Below are 21,603 nucleotides of genomic sequence, written 5' to 3' on the forward strand. Positions count from 1 at the left end.
CAATTTTCGATTGCTGAAGGGAACATTGTATTGATATACTAGTAAGATAGTGCTTAATTACTTCTAAAAAGGAATGGGAATGAAATGTCTAACGAGAAATTAGAGGATATTCTAAAAAAAGGAATGTATGGAACACCTCAATTAAGACCTGAAGAACGCAAATTATTTTTATCCTCTTTTGCAGAAAGGGTTTATTTAGCATTAACAAAATCACAAGTCCGACACCGAGGAATTTATGCCGAAGCTGAGACAATGATGACGCAACAGAAAAATGCCAAGCTTCTAATTAATGGCGGATTAAGTTACCATGAATACAGTAATTATATTCAGACTGCTAATAAACATCATATCCCCTTCACAATTGTGAATGATGGACGCGAATCTCCATTAGGAATAGTTCTCGCAGCGGATAGCCCTGTAAACAGAGAAGATAGCATGTTTGTTAAAGACGATTTATATCATGATGACATGTCGTAATAATAATTGAGAGCCGGACTCCCGGCTCTTTTCAAATGGCATTTTCTCGATATTGTAGGCTGTGGTTCAATTATAGTCTCTAGACATTTCTTAGTTTTTTGTCTTCGTGTTACTTCCTAACTTAAATGTTCTTCTCCCTAGCTCCCTATGTGTATATCCCATCCCCCCGGCATATAACTTTCCCTCATATTGTAATAATACATAAAATTCAAAGTTACTTATATCACTCATGGCACTACAAACTTGGCAACTCTAAAAAGGCATATTCATTATCCTCCTAGCATATGAAAAAACAGATAGGTTTGTCTAAAGAGGAGGATATGTCTATGCTAAAAAAAATAAATAAACATTTTTATAAAATCGTGTTTCTAGCCTTTTTTACAGCTATCGTTCTGTCGTTCACTCCCCTTTCTCCGTGGAGAGCGATGAATGAAGTTTTCATATTTTTTCCTGAGGATGATAACGTTTATTTTAAAGAAGCGCGTACCTCTCTCGAATTATTAAGCAAAAAAGACGACGACGAGTATTCTTTGCGATGGGCCTTTGCATCAGAAACAAATAAGCCTGCTTTTTTAAGAAAGGATATGTCTATCGTGTTTGAAAATGGTGTTTTTAAAGGGGCTAAAATGCAATCCCTTCAAGAACAATTATTTATTGAAGAAATAACAACATTTGATGGGGAAGATAGTGGCCGCTATGATGCTCTAACTTTCCATCATGCTGAGCTTCATTACGAAAAAGATATCTATAAAAGTAAACATGCGTGGAGTAAAGATCACTTGTATGTTAGTGATTCACCTTTAGCCCCCTTGAGCTCTTTTAAAGAACCATTAAGTGCTCAAGAAAAGGAGAGCCAACAGCTACTTGATACTATCATTAATCAACAGCTGGATTATGTGTTAGAGGGATTACTGGAAGAGTTCCATATTAATCGTGAAGAATATGATGTTTATTCATTGTTAGATCTTCCTGATTACGCTCAAACACCCCTCCCTGGTCTTAATGAAAAAGAAACCTTCGCCACACTCGGAAGGTTATGGGAAGGCTTTTATCGCTATTATATTCTTGGCATTAATACGTTTACAGAGGAAACTTACTCACCCATCGGTAATAGTTTACCTCACGTGTTAATCCATCAAGATGGGACACACCTTTTGTTAGTTTATGAAATGAAAGATGGGACACGCCAGCAACTTTTGCAAATGATTGATGAAGTAGAAGCCCCCTCGTAAAAAATTTAATCATCAATATGCCGTTTTATTTCGGAATATTTTTTTTGGTAGTCCTCATTTTCTGGGGCCACTTCTAGAGCTTTCTCAACACTTTCAAAGGCCTTGTTATAATCACCTAGATCAGAATAAATAAGTGCTAAATTATAATGGGCTTCATGAAAGTCTGGTACGTCATTCACGACATAAATGAGGTTGGCTTCAGCTTTTTTCAGATCTCCTTGGCGGATTTGGACATAAGAAAGAAGAAACCTCCCATCAACGGCTAATCTATCATGTGTAATGTGTTCCTCTCCTTTTAAAAATTCAGTAAAGTAGTCATGGGCCTCGTCAAATGCCTCTTCTTCAATTGCTTCGACTCCCATTTGATAATACACAAGAGATGTTTGTTCAGAATAACCGCTTTGAGAAAAGCCAATCCAGATGAGTGTAGCGGTACCAACCACTGTTACAAGAAAAGCCGGGAGCTTTATTGTCCTCTCTTTTTGTCCAGGAAGTCCTACAATAGCAGAAGCAAAGAAACCACCAATTAAACCACCGATATGGGCTCCGTTATCCACCATTGGTACAATAAAACCAAATGAAAGATTAATAGCGAGTATCACGATGACGTTCATACCCATTGTGCGAAAAAACAGTCGTTTATGGATAAGTCCAAAATATAATAATGCCCCAAAACAACCGAAGATCGCGCCACTAGCTCCAGCTGACACGTTATCATTAAACACAAAACTAGCTATAGATCCTAAAAGTCCGGCTAAAAAATAAATAACGAAAAACCGTTTCGTTCCAAAAATTTTTTCCACAGCACTACCTAGGTAAAATAAAGCTAATGAGTTCATCATTAAATGAACGATGCCAATATGTAAAAACATAGCAGTAATGAACCGCCACCATTCTCCTTCAAGAATAAACGGATCAAATTTTGCCCCGAAACGAACTAAATCAAATGTATTCATTGAAGAACCATTCATTTCAACCCAAACGTAAACAGCGACAATAATTCCGAGCAATAAAAACGTCAATCGAGTCTTTCCATGTAATAATAAGTTTTTTTCTTTTTCTTCCCGTTTTTTTATCGATGTTCTCACAGCTGATTTTAGCGTACGTAAAATGTGTTCTTCCTGCTCTGACGTGACGATATATGTTTCTTCCATATAAGGAGGCATCTCCTGTAGTTGCCACTCTGTAGCCAATGGAAACAGATGATGCTTCAACTCTTCGAGTGGTATGAGGATGGTCCTGAATTGCTTTTTTCCACCACTTGTAAGTGGAAGCGGTTGTGATAAAAGCTGTTCATAATCATCAACAGGTACATCAGAAGAAAGGATAATATTACTTACATTAGCTTGACGTAAACCTAACTTTTTTCTTATCTTATTTGCCTGATCAAATGCCTTATTAATATCACGTTTTAGTTCATTACTCCAATCATAATTTTTGCGACTCAGTCTTATCAAATGATAGGGTTCACGACGATCATCTTCAATCCACGCTACCTCTTCTTGTTCATTTAAATGAACAAGGCGCATGTCTTCCCTAGTAGTTAAATGGTGCAATGTCTCCCAAAACCTGATGGATTGAGTAAAAACATTCATAATGTTCTTCCTTCCGTCACTAATCTTATCAATTCACTTTTTAGATCTTTAAATGTAGTAACCTCTTTAAGTACAGGATGACCTGTCGTTCGCTGTTCTCCCCGGTTATTAAAGAAGATGGCCTCCCATCCAGCATCAACCGCTCCCACAACATCAAGTTCCCAAGAATCACCAACAAAAATACATCTCGAACTAAAAACATTCAATTCCGTTTCAACCCACTTAAAAAACTGTTTATCAGGTTTAGTAAAGCCTATTTCTTCAGAGATAAAAATATTTTTACGTTCAAAAGCATGTAAAATTCCTAATTTTTTAATTTTATTGGACTGTGTTTTCACGTTGCCGTTTGTCATTATTGCAAGCTTTACTTGTTGATTGGAGATGGTTTGTAATAAATCCTGTAAACCTGGAAATGGCACACTGTAATCATCTATAATACTGTCATAATAATGATGAAAAGCATCCGCTAAGTCATTAGTTGAAGGGAGCTCTAACGCCGTCATCGTCTTACAAAATCTTTTTCTGCGATACTCACTCCTAGTAAGTTTATCTTGCTCATAGTCCTCCCAATAATTATCACAGTTAAACTTAAATAAAGAGAAAAACGTATCCTCATCTACTGTATGCAAGTTGGTGTCAATTTTATCCTGAAATATCTTAAAGCACTGCTTTATTGCGCATTCAAAAGCGTCTTCATGACTAAATAAGGTGTTATCTAGATCAAATGCGACTAACTCCCATCTCATAATCCTCTCACCTCAGACTACATTATAACAAAAGCTCATTAAAAACTATATTTATGAGACACATTTTACTTTGTTTTCACAAACGTATTTAGCCATAAAAAAATGAGCATCCCTATTTACTTAGATAGTGAATGCCACATTGTTTTGATATTTAGTTTTTCTACCTAAAGGTCTCATAAATCATTTTTTCTCTAACAGCAGGAATTCTCATTAACATTGCTACCGACAAGCGACGCAGCCATCTTTTTGACAATAGTTTATTTAAAACACGATAGCGATATCTTAGGATTAAAGTCGCCATAACAATAGCAATAAAAGATGTTAACCATCTCATTAACCACCACTCTCCTTTACCGTTAGAATGAAACAAAATAGTGTCTTTTATTCCTTAATTCACTGACCCAAAATTAGGTATTCATTCAGTATTGAAAAAGCTGTTTTCTTCATGAGTAGAAAGAAAACAGCCCTTTAGACATTCATTATTTATTAAAAACTGGTGCCATGGCACTTTTTAATACATTAGCAGAATGATGGAGCTTCTCCATTTCGTCATCGGCTAATTCCATTTCAACTATTTTTTCTATTCCGTTATGGGACACAATCGCAGGGACACCAATATAGAGATCATTAAGACCATATTCACCTTGAAGCAAAGTTGATACAGTTAAAATTGAGTGTTCATTCCTTAATACAGCTTTTGTTAATCGAGCAAGTCCCATCGCAATGGCATAATGTGTGGCACCTTTTCGCTCAATAATATGATAAGCAGCATCTCGAACATTGACAAAAATACTGTCAAGATCTTCTTGCTTCCCATCCGGTTTGTACTTCTCCATAAAACTATAAATCAGTTCAGACCCAATTCTCGTTTGACTCCAAACAGGTAATTCAGTATCACCATGTTCTCCAATAATATAACCATGAATATTACGGCTGTCTATATCAAAATAATCACTTAAAAGAAAACGAAGACGTGCAGTATCTAACAATGTACCTGAACCAATCACACGCTCCATAGGTAGGCCTGAGAATTTCCAAGTAGCGTATGATAGCACATCTACAGGATTTGTAGCTACGATGAAGATACCATTAAATCCGCTGTCCATAACAGCTCCAACAATCCCTTTGAATATATTGACATTTTTTTCAATTAAATCCAATCGTGTTTCTCCAGGCTTTTGATTAGCACCTGCTGTAATCACAACCACATCGGCGTCTTTACAATCTGAATACTCACCGGCCCAAATTTTAGTTGGGTAGCCAAATGGGATCCCATGATTCAGGTCCATAGCATCCCCTTCAGTTTTTTCTTTATTTAAATCAATTAACACCATTTCATCGGTTATGTTTTGATTGATTAATGAAAAAGCATAGCTGGATCCAACAAACCCCGTTCCAATAATAACAACTCTTGACGTTTTAGTACCATACATGTTTAAACATCTACCTTTCCCTTAAGAAGTAATATATTTTACTGTCTTGCCTATTGTACACTAAAGTAGCTAGAAAAGATTAGTCACAAACACAACATTTTCAATAAATCGTCACATTTTTCAGTGTTATAATCCTAAATATTTGGTATAAAGCGCTTTCGCCCTTCCAATATCTTCCGTCCCTTGTACAAGCGTCCTACCATCAGGAAACAATACAAATCTTTCTCCTTCATGTAAGTCTACTTTTAGTAAAAATGGCGTCTTTTTAATGGTCGTACTTATTCCTCTTAAAGTTTTTTCCCAATAAGTTAAATCATGAGATGAAGTGTAATGAATTTGTACTGTATCCCTCCCACATAGTGTTGTCATATGACCTTGGTCCTCGTTTCCTAATGCCGGGTATTCCTTAAGTTGACACGTGGGACATGTTGGATTTGGCTTAGGCATTCCCATTGATATTTGCTCATTTTTCCAGAGATCAAATGTCACCAATTTTTCTGGGATTGTATGAGCGTTTCCCGTTAATAATTTTAAGCAATTTAGCGCTTGTAAACTTGCGACCATATCAACAGTAGGAGAAAGAACGCCAATAGTATCACACGTTTGTCCATTTCCATCAAATGCAGGGAAGATACAGCGAAGACACACTGTTTTTCCAGGAATAAACACAGCCCCCATTCCTCTGGAGCTGACTGCTCCTCCATAAATATATGGAATAGTATGTTTAAAGGCAGCATCATTCATTAAATACCTTGTGTAAAAATTGTCCGTGCCATCAATTACGACGTCTACCTCGCTTAAATAGTCTTCCATATTAGTGGATGAAATATCAGTAACGTATCCTTCAATTTTTATATCACTGTTCATTCTTTTTAATTTTTTTTCAGCAGCCACTGCTTTAGGTAAACTCTGTTTCACATCTTCTTCATCAAATAACAATTGCCTCTGTAAGTTACTTAATTCCACATAATCTCTGTCGCAAAACACAAGCTGCCCTACACCTGCCCTAGTTAAATGATTTGCAATAACTGTACCTAATGCCCCCATTCCGATAATGAGTACTTTTGAGTTGGAAAGTTTTTTTTGACCAGTTTGTCCTATTGGAGAAAAAAGCATTTGTCTTGAATAACGTGCCCAATTTTCACTCATTTACATCGTCCTTTCTATATATTTAAAAGGTAACCAGCCACCATACCGATTACTAAACCCGTAAAGGTACCCACGACATTTACAATATCATTTGTTACCCGTGGAAATCCTTTAACTAAATCGGCCTCTATTAAACAGTGAGTCGTTTTTTCTGTAAGTGCGCCACAATGAGGACATTTATATAACGATTGTAAAAACCTACCTGCTAAAGCATCGCTATATTGCCCTGCATAGCCAGCCACAATAAGAATTAGCCACATTAAAAGTGGCATTTCCCCTAGAAAACTGAACAGGTTCACACTAAAGGCAACAAGAATGATAAAGGTGCTCCCTAATAAACCTGCAATGTGACCTAATAGAGTTGTTCCCCCAGATTGTCCTGGTAGAGCCCGACGTCTGCTTAATACTAATGTGGGGGGAGAAGGACTCATTTTTCCAATGGAAGAAGCCCACGTATCACTATTTGCTGCAGCCAAGGAACCGATTAAACCAGTGAGCCACAAGTTCTCTCCAGTAATTAAAAATGCTAATGAGGCCAAAGCTGCCATCCCTCCATTAGCTAATACCTGCTTTTCGTCTCTCGTTTCTCCTTTGTCTTCTATACCGTTATCTGCAATTACATTTTTTAGAACTCTTCCAATGATCGAAGAAGATATGAAAAAAGCTCCCAACAGTAGCAAACCAGCTAAAGATGTTCCTATACTAATGAAAGCACCTACAACCACACTTGCTATAACCCCTCTCTCAGTTAAAGCGTCCTTCTTCCATGCTGTTAGGGCTAGTATTACAACACACAATAACAATAAAATAGTCACAATTATCACACTTTCATACTAGTTACGTAACATGATTTTCATTGTTTTTCTGAATTTGTTTTAATCACTCTTTCAGGCGTCACAAGCCAATTCACTGGTCGATCGTATGTATCTATAGGTAGTGTCTTAGTCACTTGAAATTCATAACATAATGAAATCGTTGAAAAAGGGCATTCTCCTGTTAAAAAGCGGTCGTAGTAACCTCCTCCATAACCAATTCGATAGCCCTTTTCATCAAATACGAGTCCTGGCACAATAACCAAATCAATATCGCACCTCTTTCTTAATGAACATTTGTTTACATCAGGCTCCTGCAATCCATAAAAGCTTTCTTGTAACTCCTCCCAACATGTCAAATGATAAAAAAGTAATGAATTATCAGAGCGTCGACACCTCGGTACAACAATTTGTTTACCTTCTTGCCACGCTTGTTCAATGATAGGTAGTGTATTAATCTCATTCTTTATTGAAACTGTTACTCCAATGGTTGAAGCCTGTTTCCACACGGAATGACTAAATAACTTTTCATGAATCAGCTGAGTTTCTTTAACTTGGATCGTTTCAGGGTACTTATACAACTTTTCTTTAATCCATTGGCGCCATTCTGATTTAGTCATTTGCCAACTCCTTTCTATATTTTTTTGTAAGTATAGTTTATCATGTGTTCACACAAAAAAGAGCCTCTGATACATTTCTTTGGAAATATTATTAAATAAGAATATAGAGGTTAAAAATAAAGAAAAGTATTTTATTCTACGTTTACTATTTATTCTAATTAAATATAACATTAGTAAGACCATACTTATGACACAAGTGGCTAATTAGCTATGGTTATAGAAACCCTTTCCTTCTTTCACAATCGAGATATCTTTGCCCCCCTGTAATAAAACTAAATAGACGTCATTAACAATTCCCATAGCTTTTTTTGCAATCGAATTTATAATTAGCGTTTTGAGCAAATCTGTTTCCTTTTTAGGAAAAATAATGCTAAAGTAGGATTTGTGAGTTAAAAAAATGATTTTTTTTTGAAAAATATAAGCTATAAGACCTTTTAAAAGCTCCTTTTTCTTGTCGAAAGATCCACTTTAAAACTTTAAGCCTATGAATTAATACTTATTCTCATAGACCAAGCACGATCAACGTGGTTGTACATGCTTTGTTTAGTAGATTTTTACTCCAAATTCTAGATTTATTTGTTTTTATTGATTTTAATCTACTAAATTGACTAAGCTTTCTACTTTTTATTTAGATGATAGTTAGCTAAAGCTAATTTTTCATAAAAAAAACAACAAAAGGGGATTATTTTTATGCGTAAATTATTAACAGTTTTATCTTTATCATCTTTGCTTGTCTTGGCTGCATGTGGAGAATCTGAAAATCAAACAAATGCAGCAAACAATGCCAACAATGAAAACGAAACTAACTTAAACGAAGGAAATAACAATTCAGAAACTAATAATAATGAAAATAATACTAATAATGAAGAAAGTGGCGACTTCGAAACACAAGTTGGAGAGACTATTGAAAATGAGGCTGGTGTATTTACCCTTCACGCAAGACAACATAACATTGACACGATCGAAACAGGGCCAATCGTTTTAGATCTTCCACAAGTAAATGCCGCCTCTGGAGAAATCACCGATCAGATGGTCGCTGAATTAGTAGGTAGTGAAGAAATGGATTACGTACAAGTCGATGTTGAGGTTGAAAACACATCTGATGAAGATGTTACTTTTTTTGTGAGCCAAGCTACTATCTCCACTAATACTGGTGAACAATTGGAAAGAGATATGCTTCTTTCAGATCACATTGATGGAGAGATGATGGCTGGAACGAAGCATAGTGGTAGCTTTTTCTTTATACTTGAAAACTCTAGTGCTGAGGATATAGAAACTATTCGTATTAAAATGAGTGCTCCTATCAATGACGATTGGGATGAACTAGGAGAAGAGATTGATCTAGAGATTGAATTATAATTTTATAAGGTGTTGCGCAAGGATTCGTTGTTTAACAACGAATCCTTGCTTTTTTTATTATCTTTCAGAAACAGATAATATAAAATAGGCCTCCACTCAGTGAGCGTTTTCGCTCTTCTCCCACTGTGTGATAGTTGAGAATGAGGACATTAGTGTCCTTATCTCCCTTCTAATCTGTGATCAAAAGTCCATAGTTCATTTGAATTATTTTCTACAATAGTAAATTAGTTGTGTTTTGACTCATTCATCTTGCTAACATTAATAGAAGTGGTAGACTATACAAGGTATATTAACCAAGTTAATGTTTTTTATTGTATTTATACTTAAAATTTCGCAATTATAACCTACAATTCAGCAAATTTTGATTGATGTTAATTAGCATTCTTGCTAAATACATAAAATATTTTAAAGGAGATTCGTTAATGAAAAAAAGTATTACTATCTTATCATTATCTACATTATTACTTTTAGTAGCATGTGCAGAAACAGAAGGGAAAAATGAATCCGAAAATAACAATAACCAGAATAATAGCGAGGCAGTAGCCCGAGTAAACAAGCATGAAACCAATTCTCAGACTGCAATGAACGAAGATAACGAAGAAGAGCAGGAACAAGAAGTAGTGTTGGATGCTTCTACTGCTAATGTTGGTGACATGTATGAAACAAATAATGGTATCTTTACCATGGTCACCAAAGCAGATGATTTTAGTCCTTTAAAATCTGGACCAATCACTATAGAGATTGACCAGCTTATTATTGCTTCTGGTGAAATTGATAAAGATGCTGTTAGATACTCCGAATTAGAATCGAATGAAGTAGACATTATACAATTGGATTATCAGCTAGAAAATAGAGCTAATGAAGATGTGACTTTCGATATGTCACGTGTAACCATTTCCACTAATACAGGGAAGCAATTATCAACTGATTACAATTTAACTACTAATCTTCCCAATGAACTGATGGCCGGTACATTTCATAGTGGAAGTCTCATTTTCTTAATAGAGGATGAGAGTTTAGAGGAGGTTGAAAGCATTCGTATAAAAATTCAAGGTCCTCGTAATTCAAACTTTGATACTATCGGTGATGACATAGATGAAGAATTAGAATTTTAATCACTATTTAGATATTTATTTGATTATTTTTAAAATATAAAGCAAGTAATTATAAGGGAGATCACTATTATGGAAAAATTTCTAATTGCATTAACGTTATCCTCCATTTTCATCATTACCGCATGTAGCGACCAAAACAATAATGGTGCAGAAGCATTCAATAACGATGAATTAGCAGAATCACTGGAGCCTGGCACCTTTACCACAATTAAAAAAGAAGATATTGATTTTACGGAAACTAGTGGAGATATGGATATTACTATTAACTCAATTGAAGTGGCTGAATTTATCTATAATGAAGAATTCTATGGTTATTATGACGGTCCTACTGAAGCGACAGCCATTATTTTTGACCTGTCGATAGAAAATACTTCCGATGATGACTTAATCATAAATCCAGCACAATCTACAATTACTACGAATACAGGCAACCAAATTGATGCATCTTTCGATTTTACAGATACTAGCTTTATGAATGGTGAATTTTTTGGTAATGTCACTAAAAACGGTAAAGTTTACTTTTTAACTGACAAAATAGATGATGACATTAATTCAGTGAGGTGGATTATGAACGGAGTAACTAACGAAGACTATCGAGAGCTTGGTGAAAAAATTGATCTAGATATTGACTTGTAAATACAACATTCGACGCCTTCTAAAGGCGTTTTTTTAATTTCATTAAATTACACCAGTACTCCCTCCATAAACAAGTCAGCAATTCACCAAGGAGATCATTCACTGCTGGATTACTTTAGTTACACAGATTATCCTCGATCTTTGCAAAGCATTGGTGTGAAATGGTCATTATTCTATTAATAGTTTTAGATTTCGTTAATTTCCCCACCTAGACAACTTTTTTTAAAAAGTTTAGTCTCGGAAGCTCTCTAGAAGGTTATCTCAATCGATTTTTCATCAACAAAAAAACGACTGATCCCCATTTTTTCGGTTCTTCAGTCGTTTTTCCCTTATTACTTTGTCTCACGATGTAATGTGTGACGGGCTAATCTCGGGCTGTACTTTTTAAGTTCCATACGGTCCGGATTAGTACGTTTATTTTTTGTCGTAATGTAATTACGATCGCCTGTCTCAGTGCAAGCTAAAGTAACTTGTACACGCATTATTTATCCCTCCAAATTCTAACTGACTCATACCTTAAAATAATAGCAGAGATTGCTAAGAGATTCAAGAGGAAGTCACTGTTATAATGCATCTTTTTCCGCTCGCAGTTTTCTTTTGTTAATTTACTCGTTTTTTAAAAATTAAGACATCTCTTTTGGGATGTTAATTACTTTACAGCTCACATTATAATGTCATAACTCTCTAAGAGCGTCCTTTTAGATTTCACACTATTTTCGGCAGACCTTTTGTGATTTATAGTTACGGATAGTGACTATCCATAAACTTAAAATCAAGAAGTCATGTCAATTAAATAACTGCCTTAATGCTAAATGTTCCTTCTCTAAATTGACTAATTCTGTATCTGATAATTCCCAATCATACATGTAGGTCTGATCATAAGGTAATAATCGTAGATCAAAGGTGAGACTCCATCCATCACTATGTTTAGTTAAAGGCTGATAAACTGTTTTAGTCGCATTACCAGCAGCACTAGCATTCATATCGTGCATATTCGTCTGATATTGAATTGGTCCACCTTCTTGGCTCATACCCCCCGTTACATAATAACTATCGTTTGTACAAGCTACCATCGCTTCATAATGAGGCGAATAATATACAAAAGGCATCACGCAACCCGAATTCATATAGTAATGAACTTTCATTTTTGTTTCAATTGTTTTACTTGACATATTGTATATTAATAATTTATTTATTCGGGTTCTTTCATTTTTGTCAGGCAATAGCACACGTTTTATTGCTAAATTGTCTACGCAAACTTCTTGAAAAGCTACATTGGAATTCATTTGGACACTGTGATAGACTTGTCCTTCTCCTTTTATTAAATAGCCGGTTATAAAAGGGCGTACCGTATTTTTTAATAGTTCCATCACTCTTCCCTCCCTTAAATATCTTATCTCTAATCGTATCGAGTATTTCCACATTCAACAAGGTGGTATTTTTGTCTTTATTTGCAAAATCATGCTCAATAAGACTCTCTCATAAGCAAAAATACGACATAATAATTACTATTTAAAGGAATATAAATGAACTTATATAACTATTTCACACAAAAAGGCTTAGATCTGATAATATAAGATAGATAGACTGTACCATTATTAAAGGAGGAAGCGTGCATGCAATGGATTATTATCGGCTTATTTAGTCTTTCTGCCATCTTATTTCTATTATCATTCTTTCAAAAAGATTCTAATAAAGAGATAGAAAATCAAGTTGAAAATATGTCAATTCAAATGATGCAGGAAATCTATTATTTGAAAAAAAAGATAAAAGTACTTGAAGAAGAGTTTCTAATGGATAGTCACAAGCTCTCAGAACAGGAAATTGCAGCAACTGCCAGTAAAGCTTTAACACGTGATGATGTTCTCTCTCTTTATGAAGAGGGCTATACCATAGCTCACATCGCCGATATGACAAATAGCCACATCGATGATATTGAAGAAATGATGGCTAATTAATAGTCTGCAATGGTTAACGTGACACATATACAGAGATTCCATAGACATTTTAATTCGATATTTAGAGGGGAGATAAATTATGGCTTCTAAGCATACATTTCGTGGAATAGCAGCAGGCTTATTTTTGTGTGGTTCTCTTTTAGCAGCTATTTATTATGTGCAACCCGAAACGTTTTTTGCTATTTCCAACGGATCAGACGAAGCTATTGAAGACGATAATAGTGCGACCCAGGAAATAGTTGAAGAAATAAAGAGAGAAAATGAAGAACTGCATATACAAATTGAAGAACTAAAAGCAGTAGTTGACAACGAAGTTAACGAAGACGAATCAGTAATCGAAGCCGATCCTTTGTACATCAGTATTCTCTCTATTGAACAGGGAATGACATCAAAAGATATTAGTCATAAGCTTGAGACACTTAACATTGTTCAATCAGCCCAAGAGTTTGAAGCGGCATTGAGTGATAGAGGCGTCGCCCAGCAACTGCAAATTGGCGATTATACGCTAGATAGTACGATGACACTAGACGAGATAATCGACTTAATTACGTCACAGTAAGACGATCTCGCTTTACTCCTAGTTTTAATTTTAAGATTAAAGAAAAACTAGGTTAACCAAAAACGAATAAATAATTTCTGAAGATGGTTTTCGAAAATACTAGGATCATTATACAGGGATGATTAATTAAAGCAGGCCCTTCATTCCCCAACGGGAGTGAAGGGCTGTTCGTGTAGAGCACATTGAATATCAAAGTAGAATCGTAAGAAACCTAAGAGATGACAAACGAGCTGTTTCATAAGTAAGACTTATGAAACAGCTCGTTTTTATATGGGCAATTAATTTGACGGCGTGTTATCGATCTCCTCAATCTCTCCCCCATCATCAGATACTTCTGGTCCGTTTCTATTTTCTTTTAAATCAAAGTACGCTTCTAAAGATTTTTCTGCAATCCTGTTAGCGACACCAGCAGTATGTTCTGTACGGGTTCCTGGGACAATGACCGCAATGGCTACCTCTGGATCATCATAAGGGGCATAACCGACAAATGTTTGGTTATTTCCTTTTTCTCCGTTCACCATTACTTGGGCTGTTCCTGTTTTTCCAGCCACATCAACACCAACGTTTCTGAAATATGCCCTCGCCGTACCCTGGTTTCCGTGAACAACTCGGTAAAACCCTTGTTGGATACGATTTAAATGATTAGAGTCCACATCTAAATAATTTAATATTTTAGTTTCAACTTGCTGAGAAATGGCGCCTAGTTCATCTCTGCCAGAACCAGGTTGCCGAATTTCTTGTACGATTCTTGGTGCCACACGATAACCATCGTTAGCAATGGTTGATACGTACTGAGCTAACTGCATCGTCGTATACGTATCAAACTGTCCAAATGACAAGAAAAGATATGAGCCGGCTGCCCCTGCTCTCGTTGGATTCCCACCGTTCATGCCGCTGAATTCATTTGGTAAATCGATACCTGTTTCAATTCCTAGACCAAATTGATTGTAGTATGAACGAAGCGTATTAAAACCAGGGTTTAAATCCCCCCAGTTTCTACCTGACACTCCAGGAACATAGCCGATAATTCTCATGGCAATCTCAACCATATAAATATTGGACGATCGCTCCAATGCTGTCAAATCATCGACAGGTCCCAAGTTATTTACTGAGCTGATAGGAGGAGATCCTGGTAATGTGATCGGTCTGTCGTATATAACGCTACCTGGTCCAATCACCCCTGTATCTAAACCAGCCAGTACTGTCGCTCCCTTAATAGAGGACCCCGCTTCATAAGCTTGTGTGAATGTGCCGAGATCACTGGAATACCCAGCCATTGAGAGAACATCGCCAGTATTCGGATCCATCATAACAACAAATGCATCTTTTTCCTCAATAAATCTTGCATTACCACTTGTAACTTCATTTTCAATCGCATCTTGGACTAGTTGTTGTAGCTCCATATCAAGTGTAAGAACTAAATCGTTCCCTCTGCTTCCTAATTTTTCTTCAGCGTTTCTTAACAAGTTACCACTCTGATCCGTGAAATTTTCGATTTCACCTTTATTGCCACGTAAAACAGACTCATATTGAGCTTCGAGGTAACTTCTTCCAACCTCTTCATTTCGCTCGTATCCCAATGAAAGGAATTCATCAATATTATCTCTAGGGATCGCTCCAACACTGCCAAAGACACCTCTCAATGTATCCCCGTAAACATATTTCCTTGTTGAATCGCGAATGATATCGACACCTGGTAATTCTTCAATATGTTCGATAATTTGAGCAGCTTCTTCATATTCAATACCTTGCATCACTTTATGCGGCAAGTTATTATAGCCACTATTAAATTCTCTCCACAAAAAAAATATTTCAATTTCTTCATCTGTTAATTGGGATAAGTGATCTTCAGTAATCTGCTCAAGGCGCTCTTTATGGATATCTTCATCTGTCATATCTCCCGCTTCACTCATAGGTAGAAACGCTTCAAATTCGTCCTTATTTAAGAGGGTCCAATATTCCTTTCTGTCCCTTTCAAATCGACCTTCTAAATCACCATCATATTCCATCGTAATAAATTCATTGAGGCGAGCTGCCACTTCCAACATTTCTTCTTGGGTCGTATTTCGGTTCGTATAAGTAACAGTCAGGAGTAATTCATTATCAACAAGGATGTTTCCATACCTATCATAAATAAGGCCTCTCGGAGCTTCCACTGGATGACTAATGTTAACCGTTCTCTCCAGCTCTTCTTGATATTCCTCCCCTTGGACGATCTGCACGATACCTAACCGAAGAATTAGCGCAGAGAATAATAAAAACACGACAAAGAAAAGTATATTTAATCGTACAGGTAGATGAGGTTTTTGCCCTTTTTTTTCACTCATTAATCTTGTCCCTCTCTCTATCTTACTAGATGTATCTACATATCTATTATTTACTTATAAACAGACACCTTCCTGAAAAGGTGTCTGAAGTAGTTGCCCGCATGTGCGGTTATCTTCCAGATTTCACGAACCCGCCCTAGGCAGGTGGGTGCCCGCAAAAACATCTCCAGCTTCCCAATAATGAACTTGGGCATGCTGTTAATGTTTTAATGTAAAGCTCCCAAAGTGAATTGGTGTTCGGTTCGAATTAAACTCGAAGTTCACCAACACCGCAGGCATGTTTAAATGTAGTGTTATTATATCATACAACGTTTACTTTGCGAAAGATAACTATCGCATAATGTCTGATTTTCCTCTTCGTTTTTAAAAAGAACATTACTGTTCCTTTTTCCCACTTGGCAAGGTAATTGATTTCATCATCCAAAACAATAGCAATTCCCCCGAACCTAACAATAACAAGGTGAACGGAATACCCGTTTTTTCCCCCATTTGCCAAATAGCTAGAAGAAGCACGAGAATGGAGATAATTCTCCCACCGTTTAAATATAACTCCCTAATAACAATATACTCAATCCTCAACTCTTCAGCATTTTCGGAAGAACCGATCACATCATACGTAATCGATAAATAAGGGACCAGTAACAGTGGGTACGCCATGGAAATCACGATACCGTATGTAATGAGTAGAGAAAAATTCTGATCGAACACAATAATAAACACAGCTGCATATAGAAAAATACTTCCTACAAGAATAGCTTTTTTACGGAAGGATTTTGGCAAGAATCTGCCTACTAAATAATAACTTATAAATGAAATTCCTGACGCAATAAGCCCGTAGGTGCCTATAGCTAATTCACTACCAGTAGAGACAAAGACCCAAACAATGACAACAAATGCAAAGCTGCCTTCTCTCAAACCTTGAAAAAAATTAGCATATAATATACGCCGCCAATTAAAAGACTGTTTTCGAAGGCGAAAAACATTCAGCAACTTATAGCGCCCTGCTGCTGGACGCCGCTTTAAGAAAAAGCTAAGAATGACAGCAACTACAAAAAGCCCTAAAGAAAGCGAAAATATCATGTTATACCCTGTTAACTTTTCCATATGTGTAATGACTAACCCTGCTGATATAGGGCCTATCATACCGGCAAACGAATTAAGTAAACCTAAAAATCCGTTAAAGAAATCCCTCGTTTCTGGTTCCGTTATCTCAAACGTCAGGACATTAAAAGAGAGCCAATAAAAACCGTAACCAATCCCTAACAATATACCTAGTAACACAAGGTAATTACCAGCATTTTCTCCAAGCATTAAGACCGTTAAATAAAAGCCCGATAGGAAAATGACACCTAACCTTAGAACCGTAATCCGGTCAATTTTTTTTGCCCATCTACCAGCTAGTACAAACGTGATGGGCTGCATTATGACAATAAATAAATTATATATCGACAAGCTGACAAAATCTTCACTTTGTTTCCACAAGTAAACGTTAACAAAAGTATTAGACAGTGCAACACTTAATGCATAAAGCCCGCCGATTAATAGTAATAATTTAATCTCTTTATTTAATTCAATATCGCCAACCATTGTTCTGACTAAATTTTTCATGTAATCAACGCTCCTTTTGCAGACATGACTAGTGTGTCACTCTGAAAAAGAGGATATTCCCTTAATTTAGTCATTGGATCTGAAGTCACATTTAAATCGGGCATTTATCATGGTTAAAAGTGTCTTATGTAATCATTATTTGTTTAAAAACCATCAGATAAAAAAACTTCAATCAGGACTTTACTTCCCGCATAAATAAATTTAACTTCGCCTCCTATTTTGAGGTGGAAGTTTTACAGACGGTTAACTGTGATAAAACTAAAAACCGTATCCCAAATATGGAATACGGTCGTTTTTAACGATTATTTTGCTTCACTATAATGTTTTGCAACTTCATCCCAATTGATGACGTTAAAGAATGCCTCAACATAGTCAGGACGTTTATTTTGATATTTTAAGTAGTAAGCATGCTCCCAAACGTCAACCCCTAAAATGGCTGTTTTACCTTCCATAATAGGATTGTCTTGATTTGGAGTACTCGTAATTTCAAGCTTACCATTGTTGACAACAAGCCATGCCCATCCAGAACCAAATCGGTTTAATGCGGCATTTTTAAATTCTTCTTTGAAAGCTTCGAAACTTCCGAAGGTGCTAGTGATAGCCTCTGCAAGCTCTCCAGTAGGAGTACCCCCGCCATCTGGAGACATGATTTTCCAAAAGAAAGTGTGATTATAGTGTCCACCACCATTATTTCTAACAGCCCCGCGAATACTCTCAGGTAATGTTTCAATATTCGCAAGTAAATCTTCTAAGCTTTTGCTAGCAAGGTTACTATGCCCTTCCAAAGCACCATTCAACTTTGTTACATACGTATTATGGTGTTTGCCGTGGTGGATTTCCATCGTTTCTTGGTCGATGTGAGGTTGTAATGCGTCGTGTGCGTATGGTAGTTCTGGTAAAGAAAATGCCATTCATATCTCCTCCTTAAATTTTATGTAGGCAAACGTCGGTTACCCCGAAATTTAAACCCACTAAGGATAACACTTTTCCCATAATGGAAAAAGAGTTATCCTCAACACTATTTACATTAACAAATATACCCTCCGCTTTCAATGAATAAACCTTATAGCATTAAACATTATAACTTTAACCATTCATTAAATAGAAGGCTTAGCTTGTTTGTTTAAGACTATCGAACTTAAGTCGCGGATTAATCATTTGATTTGGGCTCTTTAATTGAAACATATTTGCTGCAGAAGAATAATCAATTATGAGGTTGTCATCATACACCCATTCCACTCGCTTTTGGATAGCAGCACGATAAGGAGCAGGCTCTGTTTCAATAATTGAGATGTCTTCCTCCTTAGTTAATTCTTCCGGGCTTAATTCTACCAGTTTTGGGACACCGCTTACGACACAGCCACACCCATCTGTTTCATACTGGAGAAAGAGAACATTTGTCTCAGCACTCATGCCTTCATTTTTCAACTGCTGAATTGCAACTTCTGACAACTCAAGTTTCATAGAATCCCTCCTCTCATATATTATGTAGGATATCCCTACTTCTCATCAAGTTTGCTGCTCATTTCTTTAAAAATATATTATCTTCTATAGCTAGACAAATAAATAAAAACACTCATCAAGAGATGAGTGTTAATTATATAATATATGGCGGAGGAGGAGGGATTCGAACCCCCGCGGGCCGCAAAGCCCCTGTCGGTTTTCAAGACCGATCCCTTCAGCCGGACTTGGGTACTCCTCCGTAAAAATTGGTGGACCCTGTAGGACTCGAACCTACGACCGGACGGTTATGAGCCGTCTGCTCTAACCAACTGAGCTAAGGGTCCAATTTAGAGTTACTATATTAAGATGTTCTTACAAATAAACATTGAAACGCCTGTCTCTTCCTCTCATATTTCTTTAGAAGTCAGATTTGTCAGGGCACTTCGTAGTCTGCTTAAGATGCCTGCCTGATTGCTCTTACCAACTGAGCTAAAGGCCAAATAATATAGCAATATATATATGGTAGCGGCGGAGGGGATCGAACCCCCGACCTCACGGGTATGAACCGTACGCTCTAGCCAGCTGAGCTACACCGCCATTTCAATTTCTTTTCGCCAGAGACAATGACTATCTTATCATGACATTTCTAGCTAAGTCAATATAAAATTATTATATTCTTAAAAAAATATTTCAAGCGCCGTAAATCACCTGTTCATCAGTACGGCGCTCGAATTTTTTCTACTCTTCTTCAATAATTGCTTCTGCGATGTTTACAGAATGGTCTCCAATTCGTTCAAGGTTGCTAATCATATCGACAAATACAATTCCCGCCGAAGCTTCACACTTTCCTTCATTCAACCGCATAATATGCTTTTTGCGCAGTTGCCGCTCCATTTTGTCTATTTGTTCTTCCTTTAATACAACTGAACGAGCCGCCAAAATATCATCATCTTCTAAAGCTTTCACTGCCTGTTGCAATGTCTCTATAGTAAGAGTAAACATTTCTTTTAAATCTTCCATTGCTAACTCTGACATTTTCACTTTATTAGTTACTTGATACTCAGCTAATTCAATTATATTTTCCATATGATCACCAACGCGCTCAATATCCCTGACTGTATCCATAAGCATAGAATGTAATCTGGAATCCTCAGCTGTCAATGAGTTTGTCGAAATTTTGATTAAGTAGTCTGTAATTTTGCGATCAAGATTATTGACGGCATCTTCAAATTGATACGTCAATTCTGCATGACGTTTTTGTTTGTTACTTACAAATTTCGAAGCTTCTTCAAGACCTTGCCTTGATAGTTCAGCCATTCTTAATGTTTCCTTTTTAGCTTGTCCTAAAGCAATGGATGAAGACTGGGAGATAAGCACAGGATCTAAATGCTGAGCCTTGTATTCTATTAAGGTTTCTTTCCCCGGTATTAACTTCGTTACAACTAACGCCAAAACAGCAACAAAAGGCAACTGAATTAAGACATTGGAGAAGTTAAATATACCATGTGCCACAGCTATCGTCATCTCTGCATTTAACGAAAAAGCTTCTTGTAAATAGGCCATCATTTTTATATAAGGATTAATAATTATTAACACGAGTATAGTCCCTATGACATTAAAAATAACATGAGTAAGGGCCGCACGCTTGGCAGCAATCGATGCACCAAGAGAGGCTAAAATAGCTGTAATAGTTGTTCCAATGTTGTCACCAAATAACACAGGTAACGCAGCATCTAGTTCTAAAGCACCTTGTGAGAATAATTGCTGCAATAAACCGATCGCTGCGGACGAGCTTTGGACCGCAACTGTAAATACTGTGCCTATTAATACACCTAAAAATGGGTTTTCACTCATACTAACTGTTAACTCAGCAAAAGCTTCAAGTTCTCTTAGTGGATAGAGTCCCTCTCCCATTAAACTTAACCCATAGAAAAGCGCACCAAAACCAAAGAAAACTTGACCGAAGTTATTCGCTTTTTTATTTTTCAAGAAAAAGATTAAAAAAGTCCCAACCGCTATGATAGGAAGAGCGTAGTCTGAAATTTTCAAACCAATTATAAAAGCTGTTATAGTCGTTCCAATATTGGCACCCATAATGACCCCTATAGACTGTCTTAAGGTCATAAATCCAGCGTTAACTAAACCAATAGCTAGAACCGTAGTCCCCGTGCTCGTTTGTAATAATACGGTCACAACAATACCAGCTATAACTCCCATAACAGGGTTGCTAGTAAATTTATCTAAAATATCTCTAAGTTTATCACCAGCAACTTTTTGCAACCCGTCTCCCATGTATTTAATACCAAACAGAAAGATGGCTAAACCGCCAAAAAACATAAATAATAAATCCTGCAATGGTAAATCCAAGCACTCGTCCCCCACTCCAACAAATTTCTATCTTATCTACTACCGTTCCCCATCGTACGCAATTAGTATTAATTTATTATTAACCATTTGTAAAGATTTTGTTAAGATTTTAAATTCGTTTCATATTCTCAGTCTATTTCAACGTACAAAATACACGACTTAATAAA

The 21,603-nt window shown here is 36.4% G+C and carries 21 protein-coding genes, 3 tRNA genes and 1 other RNA gene; 7 read left to right on the top strand and 18 right to left on the bottom strand.

Translation table 11 applies throughout. From position 1 onward, the window contains the following. The first annotated feature begins 84 nt into the window (after positions 1-84). Both BK581_RS04530 and BK581_RS04535 read left to right on the top strand, forming a co-directional pair. Positions 85-477, top strand: coding sequence for a YueI family protein (locus BK581_RS04530; protein ID WP_078577045.1), 393 nt, complete (start codon positions 85-87; stop codon positions 475-477). A 326-nt stretch (positions 478-803) separates the two neighbouring features. Further along, a complete protein-coding gene (locus tag BK581_RS04535) occupies positions 804-1,709 on the top strand; it encodes a hypothetical protein (RefSeq protein WP_078577046.1) in 906 nt (301 codons plus the stop codon). Positions 1,710-1,714: 5 nt separating this feature from the next. Here the strand turns inward: BK581_RS04535 and BK581_RS04540 are convergent, their stop codons facing one another. The 7 genes from BK581_RS04540 to BK581_RS04565 all read right to left on the bottom strand — a co-directional run bounded on the left by BK581_RS04540 (position 1,715) and on the right by BK581_RS04565 (position 8,064). After that, the gene (locus BK581_RS04540) at positions 1,715-3,304 is read right to left on the bottom strand and encodes a rhomboid family intramembrane serine protease (protein ID WP_078577047.1); all 1,590 of its coding nucleotides are present in this window, start codon (positions 3,302-3,304) and stop codon (positions 1,715-1,717) included. Further along, entirely contained in the window at positions 3,301-4,050 is a 750-nt protein-coding gene (locus tag BK581_RS04545; RefSeq protein WP_078577048.1) for an HAD family hydrolase, read from the bottom strand. The genes BK581_RS04540 and BK581_RS04545 overlap by 4 nt, the downstream gene beginning before the upstream one ends. 160 nt (positions 4,051-4,210) lie before the next feature. After that, on the bottom strand, positions 4,211-4,384 hold the full coding sequence (locus tag BK581_RS19820; protein WP_095995528.1) for a sodium:proton antiporter: 174 nt from the start codon (positions 4,382-4,384) through the stop codon (positions 4,211-4,213). Between the two features lie 145 nt (positions 4,385-4,529). Continuing rightward, on the bottom strand, positions 4,530-5,483 hold the full coding sequence (locus BK581_RS04550) for an L-lactate dehydrogenase (protein WP_078577049.1): 954 nt from the start codon (positions 5,481-5,483) through the stop codon (positions 4,530-4,532). Positions 5,484-5,609: 126 nt separating this feature from the next. Beyond that, positions 5,610-6,632: a ThiF family adenylyltransferase gene (locus BK581_RS04555; protein WP_078577050.1), complete on the bottom strand. Its 1,023-nt coding sequence runs from the start codon at positions 6,630-6,632 to the stop codon at positions 5,610-5,612. A 14-nt stretch (positions 6,633-6,646) separates the two neighbouring features. Beyond that, complete coding sequence (locus BK581_RS04560; protein ID WP_169837543.1) at positions 6,647-7,447, bottom strand: DUF92 domain-containing protein; 801 nt, start codon at positions 7,445-7,447, stop codon at positions 6,647-6,649. A 38-nt stretch (positions 7,448-7,485) separates the two neighbouring features. Then, positions 7,486-8,064, bottom strand: a complete 579-nt coding sequence (locus BK581_RS04565) for a 5-formyltetrahydrofolate cyclo-ligase (RefSeq protein ID WP_078577052.1) — start codon at positions 8,062-8,064, stop codon at positions 7,486-7,488. A gap of 690 nt (positions 8,065-8,754) precedes the next feature. Here BK581_RS04565 and BK581_RS04570 point away from each other — a divergent pair. The 3 genes from BK581_RS04570 to BK581_RS04580 all read left to right on the top strand — a co-directional run bounded on the left by BK581_RS04570 (position 8,755) and on the right by BK581_RS04580 (position 11,174). After that, positions 8,755-9,423, top strand: coding sequence for a DUF4352 domain-containing protein (locus tag BK581_RS04570; protein ID WP_078577053.1), 669 nt, complete (start codon positions 8,755-8,757; stop codon positions 9,421-9,423). Between the two features lie 422 nt (positions 9,424-9,845). Next, positions 9,846-10,538 (top strand): hypothetical protein, encoded by a 693-nt coding sequence (locus BK581_RS04575; RefSeq protein WP_078577054.1) that lies wholly within the window; start codon positions 9,846-9,848, stop codon positions 10,536-10,538. Between the two features lie 69 nt (positions 10,539-10,607). Further along, a complete protein-coding gene (locus tag BK581_RS04580) occupies positions 10,608-11,174 on the top strand; it encodes a DUF4352 domain-containing protein (protein ID WP_078577055.1) in 567 nt (188 codons plus the stop codon). 332 nt (positions 11,175-11,506) lie between these two features. On the opposite strand, the gene rpmG is transcribed toward BK581_RS04580, so the two are convergent. Both rpmG and BK581_RS04590 read right to left on the bottom strand, forming a co-directional pair. Beyond that, entirely contained in the window at positions 11,507-11,656 is a 150-nt protein-coding gene (rpmG, locus tag BK581_RS04585) for a 50S ribosomal protein L33 (protein WP_078577056.1), read from the bottom strand. 303 nt (positions 11,657-11,959) lie between these two features. After that, positions 11,960-12,544 carry a hypothetical protein gene (locus tag BK581_RS04590; RefSeq protein ID WP_078577057.1) on the bottom strand — a complete coding sequence of 195 codons (585 nt, stop codon included), beginning with the start codon at positions 12,542-12,544 and terminating at the stop codon, positions 11,960-11,962. 246 nt (positions 12,545-12,790) lie between these two features. Here BK581_RS04590 and BK581_RS04595 point away from each other — a divergent pair, with 246 nt between their 5' ends. Together BK581_RS04595 and BK581_RS04600 are read left to right on the top strand one after the other, a co-directional pair. Then, positions 12,791-13,132: a hypothetical protein gene (locus BK581_RS04595; protein WP_078577058.1), complete on the top strand. Its 342-nt coding sequence runs from the start codon at positions 12,791-12,793 to the stop codon at positions 13,130-13,132. Positions 13,133-13,211: 79 nt separating this feature from the next. Beyond that, entirely contained in the window at positions 13,212-13,691 is a 480-nt protein-coding gene (locus BK581_RS04600) for an endolytic transglycosylase MltG (protein WP_078577059.1), read from the top strand. A 278-nt stretch (positions 13,692-13,969) separates the two neighbouring features. Here BK581_RS04600 and BK581_RS04605 read toward each other — a convergent pair whose 3' ends face one another. From BK581_RS04605 to BK581_RS04645, 9 genes are all read right to left on the bottom strand, one after another. Continuing rightward, a complete protein-coding gene (locus tag BK581_RS04605) occupies positions 13,970-16,018 on the bottom strand; it encodes a peptidoglycan D,D-transpeptidase FtsI family protein (RefSeq protein WP_078577060.1) in 2,049 nt (682 codons plus the stop codon). A 90-nt stretch (positions 16,019-16,108) separates the two neighbouring features. Next, positions 16,109-16,299, bottom strand: a non-coding RNA gene (gene ssrS, locus BK581_RS04610) — 6S RNA. A 94-nt stretch (positions 16,300-16,393) separates the two neighbouring features. Then, complete coding sequence (locus BK581_RS04615; RefSeq protein ID WP_078577061.1) at positions 16,394-17,626, bottom strand: MFS transporter; 1,233 nt, start codon at positions 17,624-17,626, stop codon at positions 16,394-16,396. A 302-nt stretch (positions 17,627-17,928) separates the two neighbouring features. Beyond that, entirely contained in the window at positions 17,929-18,537 is a 609-nt protein-coding gene (locus tag BK581_RS04620; protein ID WP_078577062.1) for a superoxide dismutase, read from the bottom strand. 199 nt (positions 18,538-18,736) lie between these two features. Continuing rightward, the gene (locus BK581_RS04625) at positions 18,737-19,090 is read right to left on the bottom strand and encodes an iron-sulfur cluster biosynthesis family protein (RefSeq protein ID WP_078577063.1); all 354 of its coding nucleotides are present in this window, start codon (positions 19,088-19,090) and stop codon (positions 18,737-18,739) included. Between the two features lie 145 nt (positions 19,091-19,235). After that, a tRNA-Ser gene (locus tag BK581_RS04630) sits at positions 19,236-19,328 on the bottom strand. Positions 19,329-19,336: 8 nt separating this feature from the next. After that, a tRNA-Ile gene (locus tag BK581_RS04635) sits at positions 19,337-19,413 on the bottom strand. A gap of 176 nt (positions 19,414-19,589) precedes the next feature. Next, positions 19,590-19,666: transfer RNA gene (locus tag BK581_RS04640), tRNA-Met, on the bottom strand. Between the two features lie 141 nt (positions 19,667-19,807). Beyond that, on the bottom strand, positions 19,808-21,406 hold the full coding sequence (locus BK581_RS04645) for a Na/Pi cotransporter family protein (RefSeq protein ID WP_407690348.1): 1,599 nt from the start codon (positions 21,404-21,406) through the stop codon (positions 19,808-19,810). Positions 21,407-21,603: the final 197 nt, after the last annotated feature.

It is taken from the genome of Salipaludibacillus agaradhaerens, assembly GCF_002019735.1.
Classification (GTDB): domain Bacteria; phylum Bacillota; class Bacilli; order Bacillales; family Salisediminibacteriaceae; genus Salipaludibacillus; species Salipaludibacillus agaradhaerens.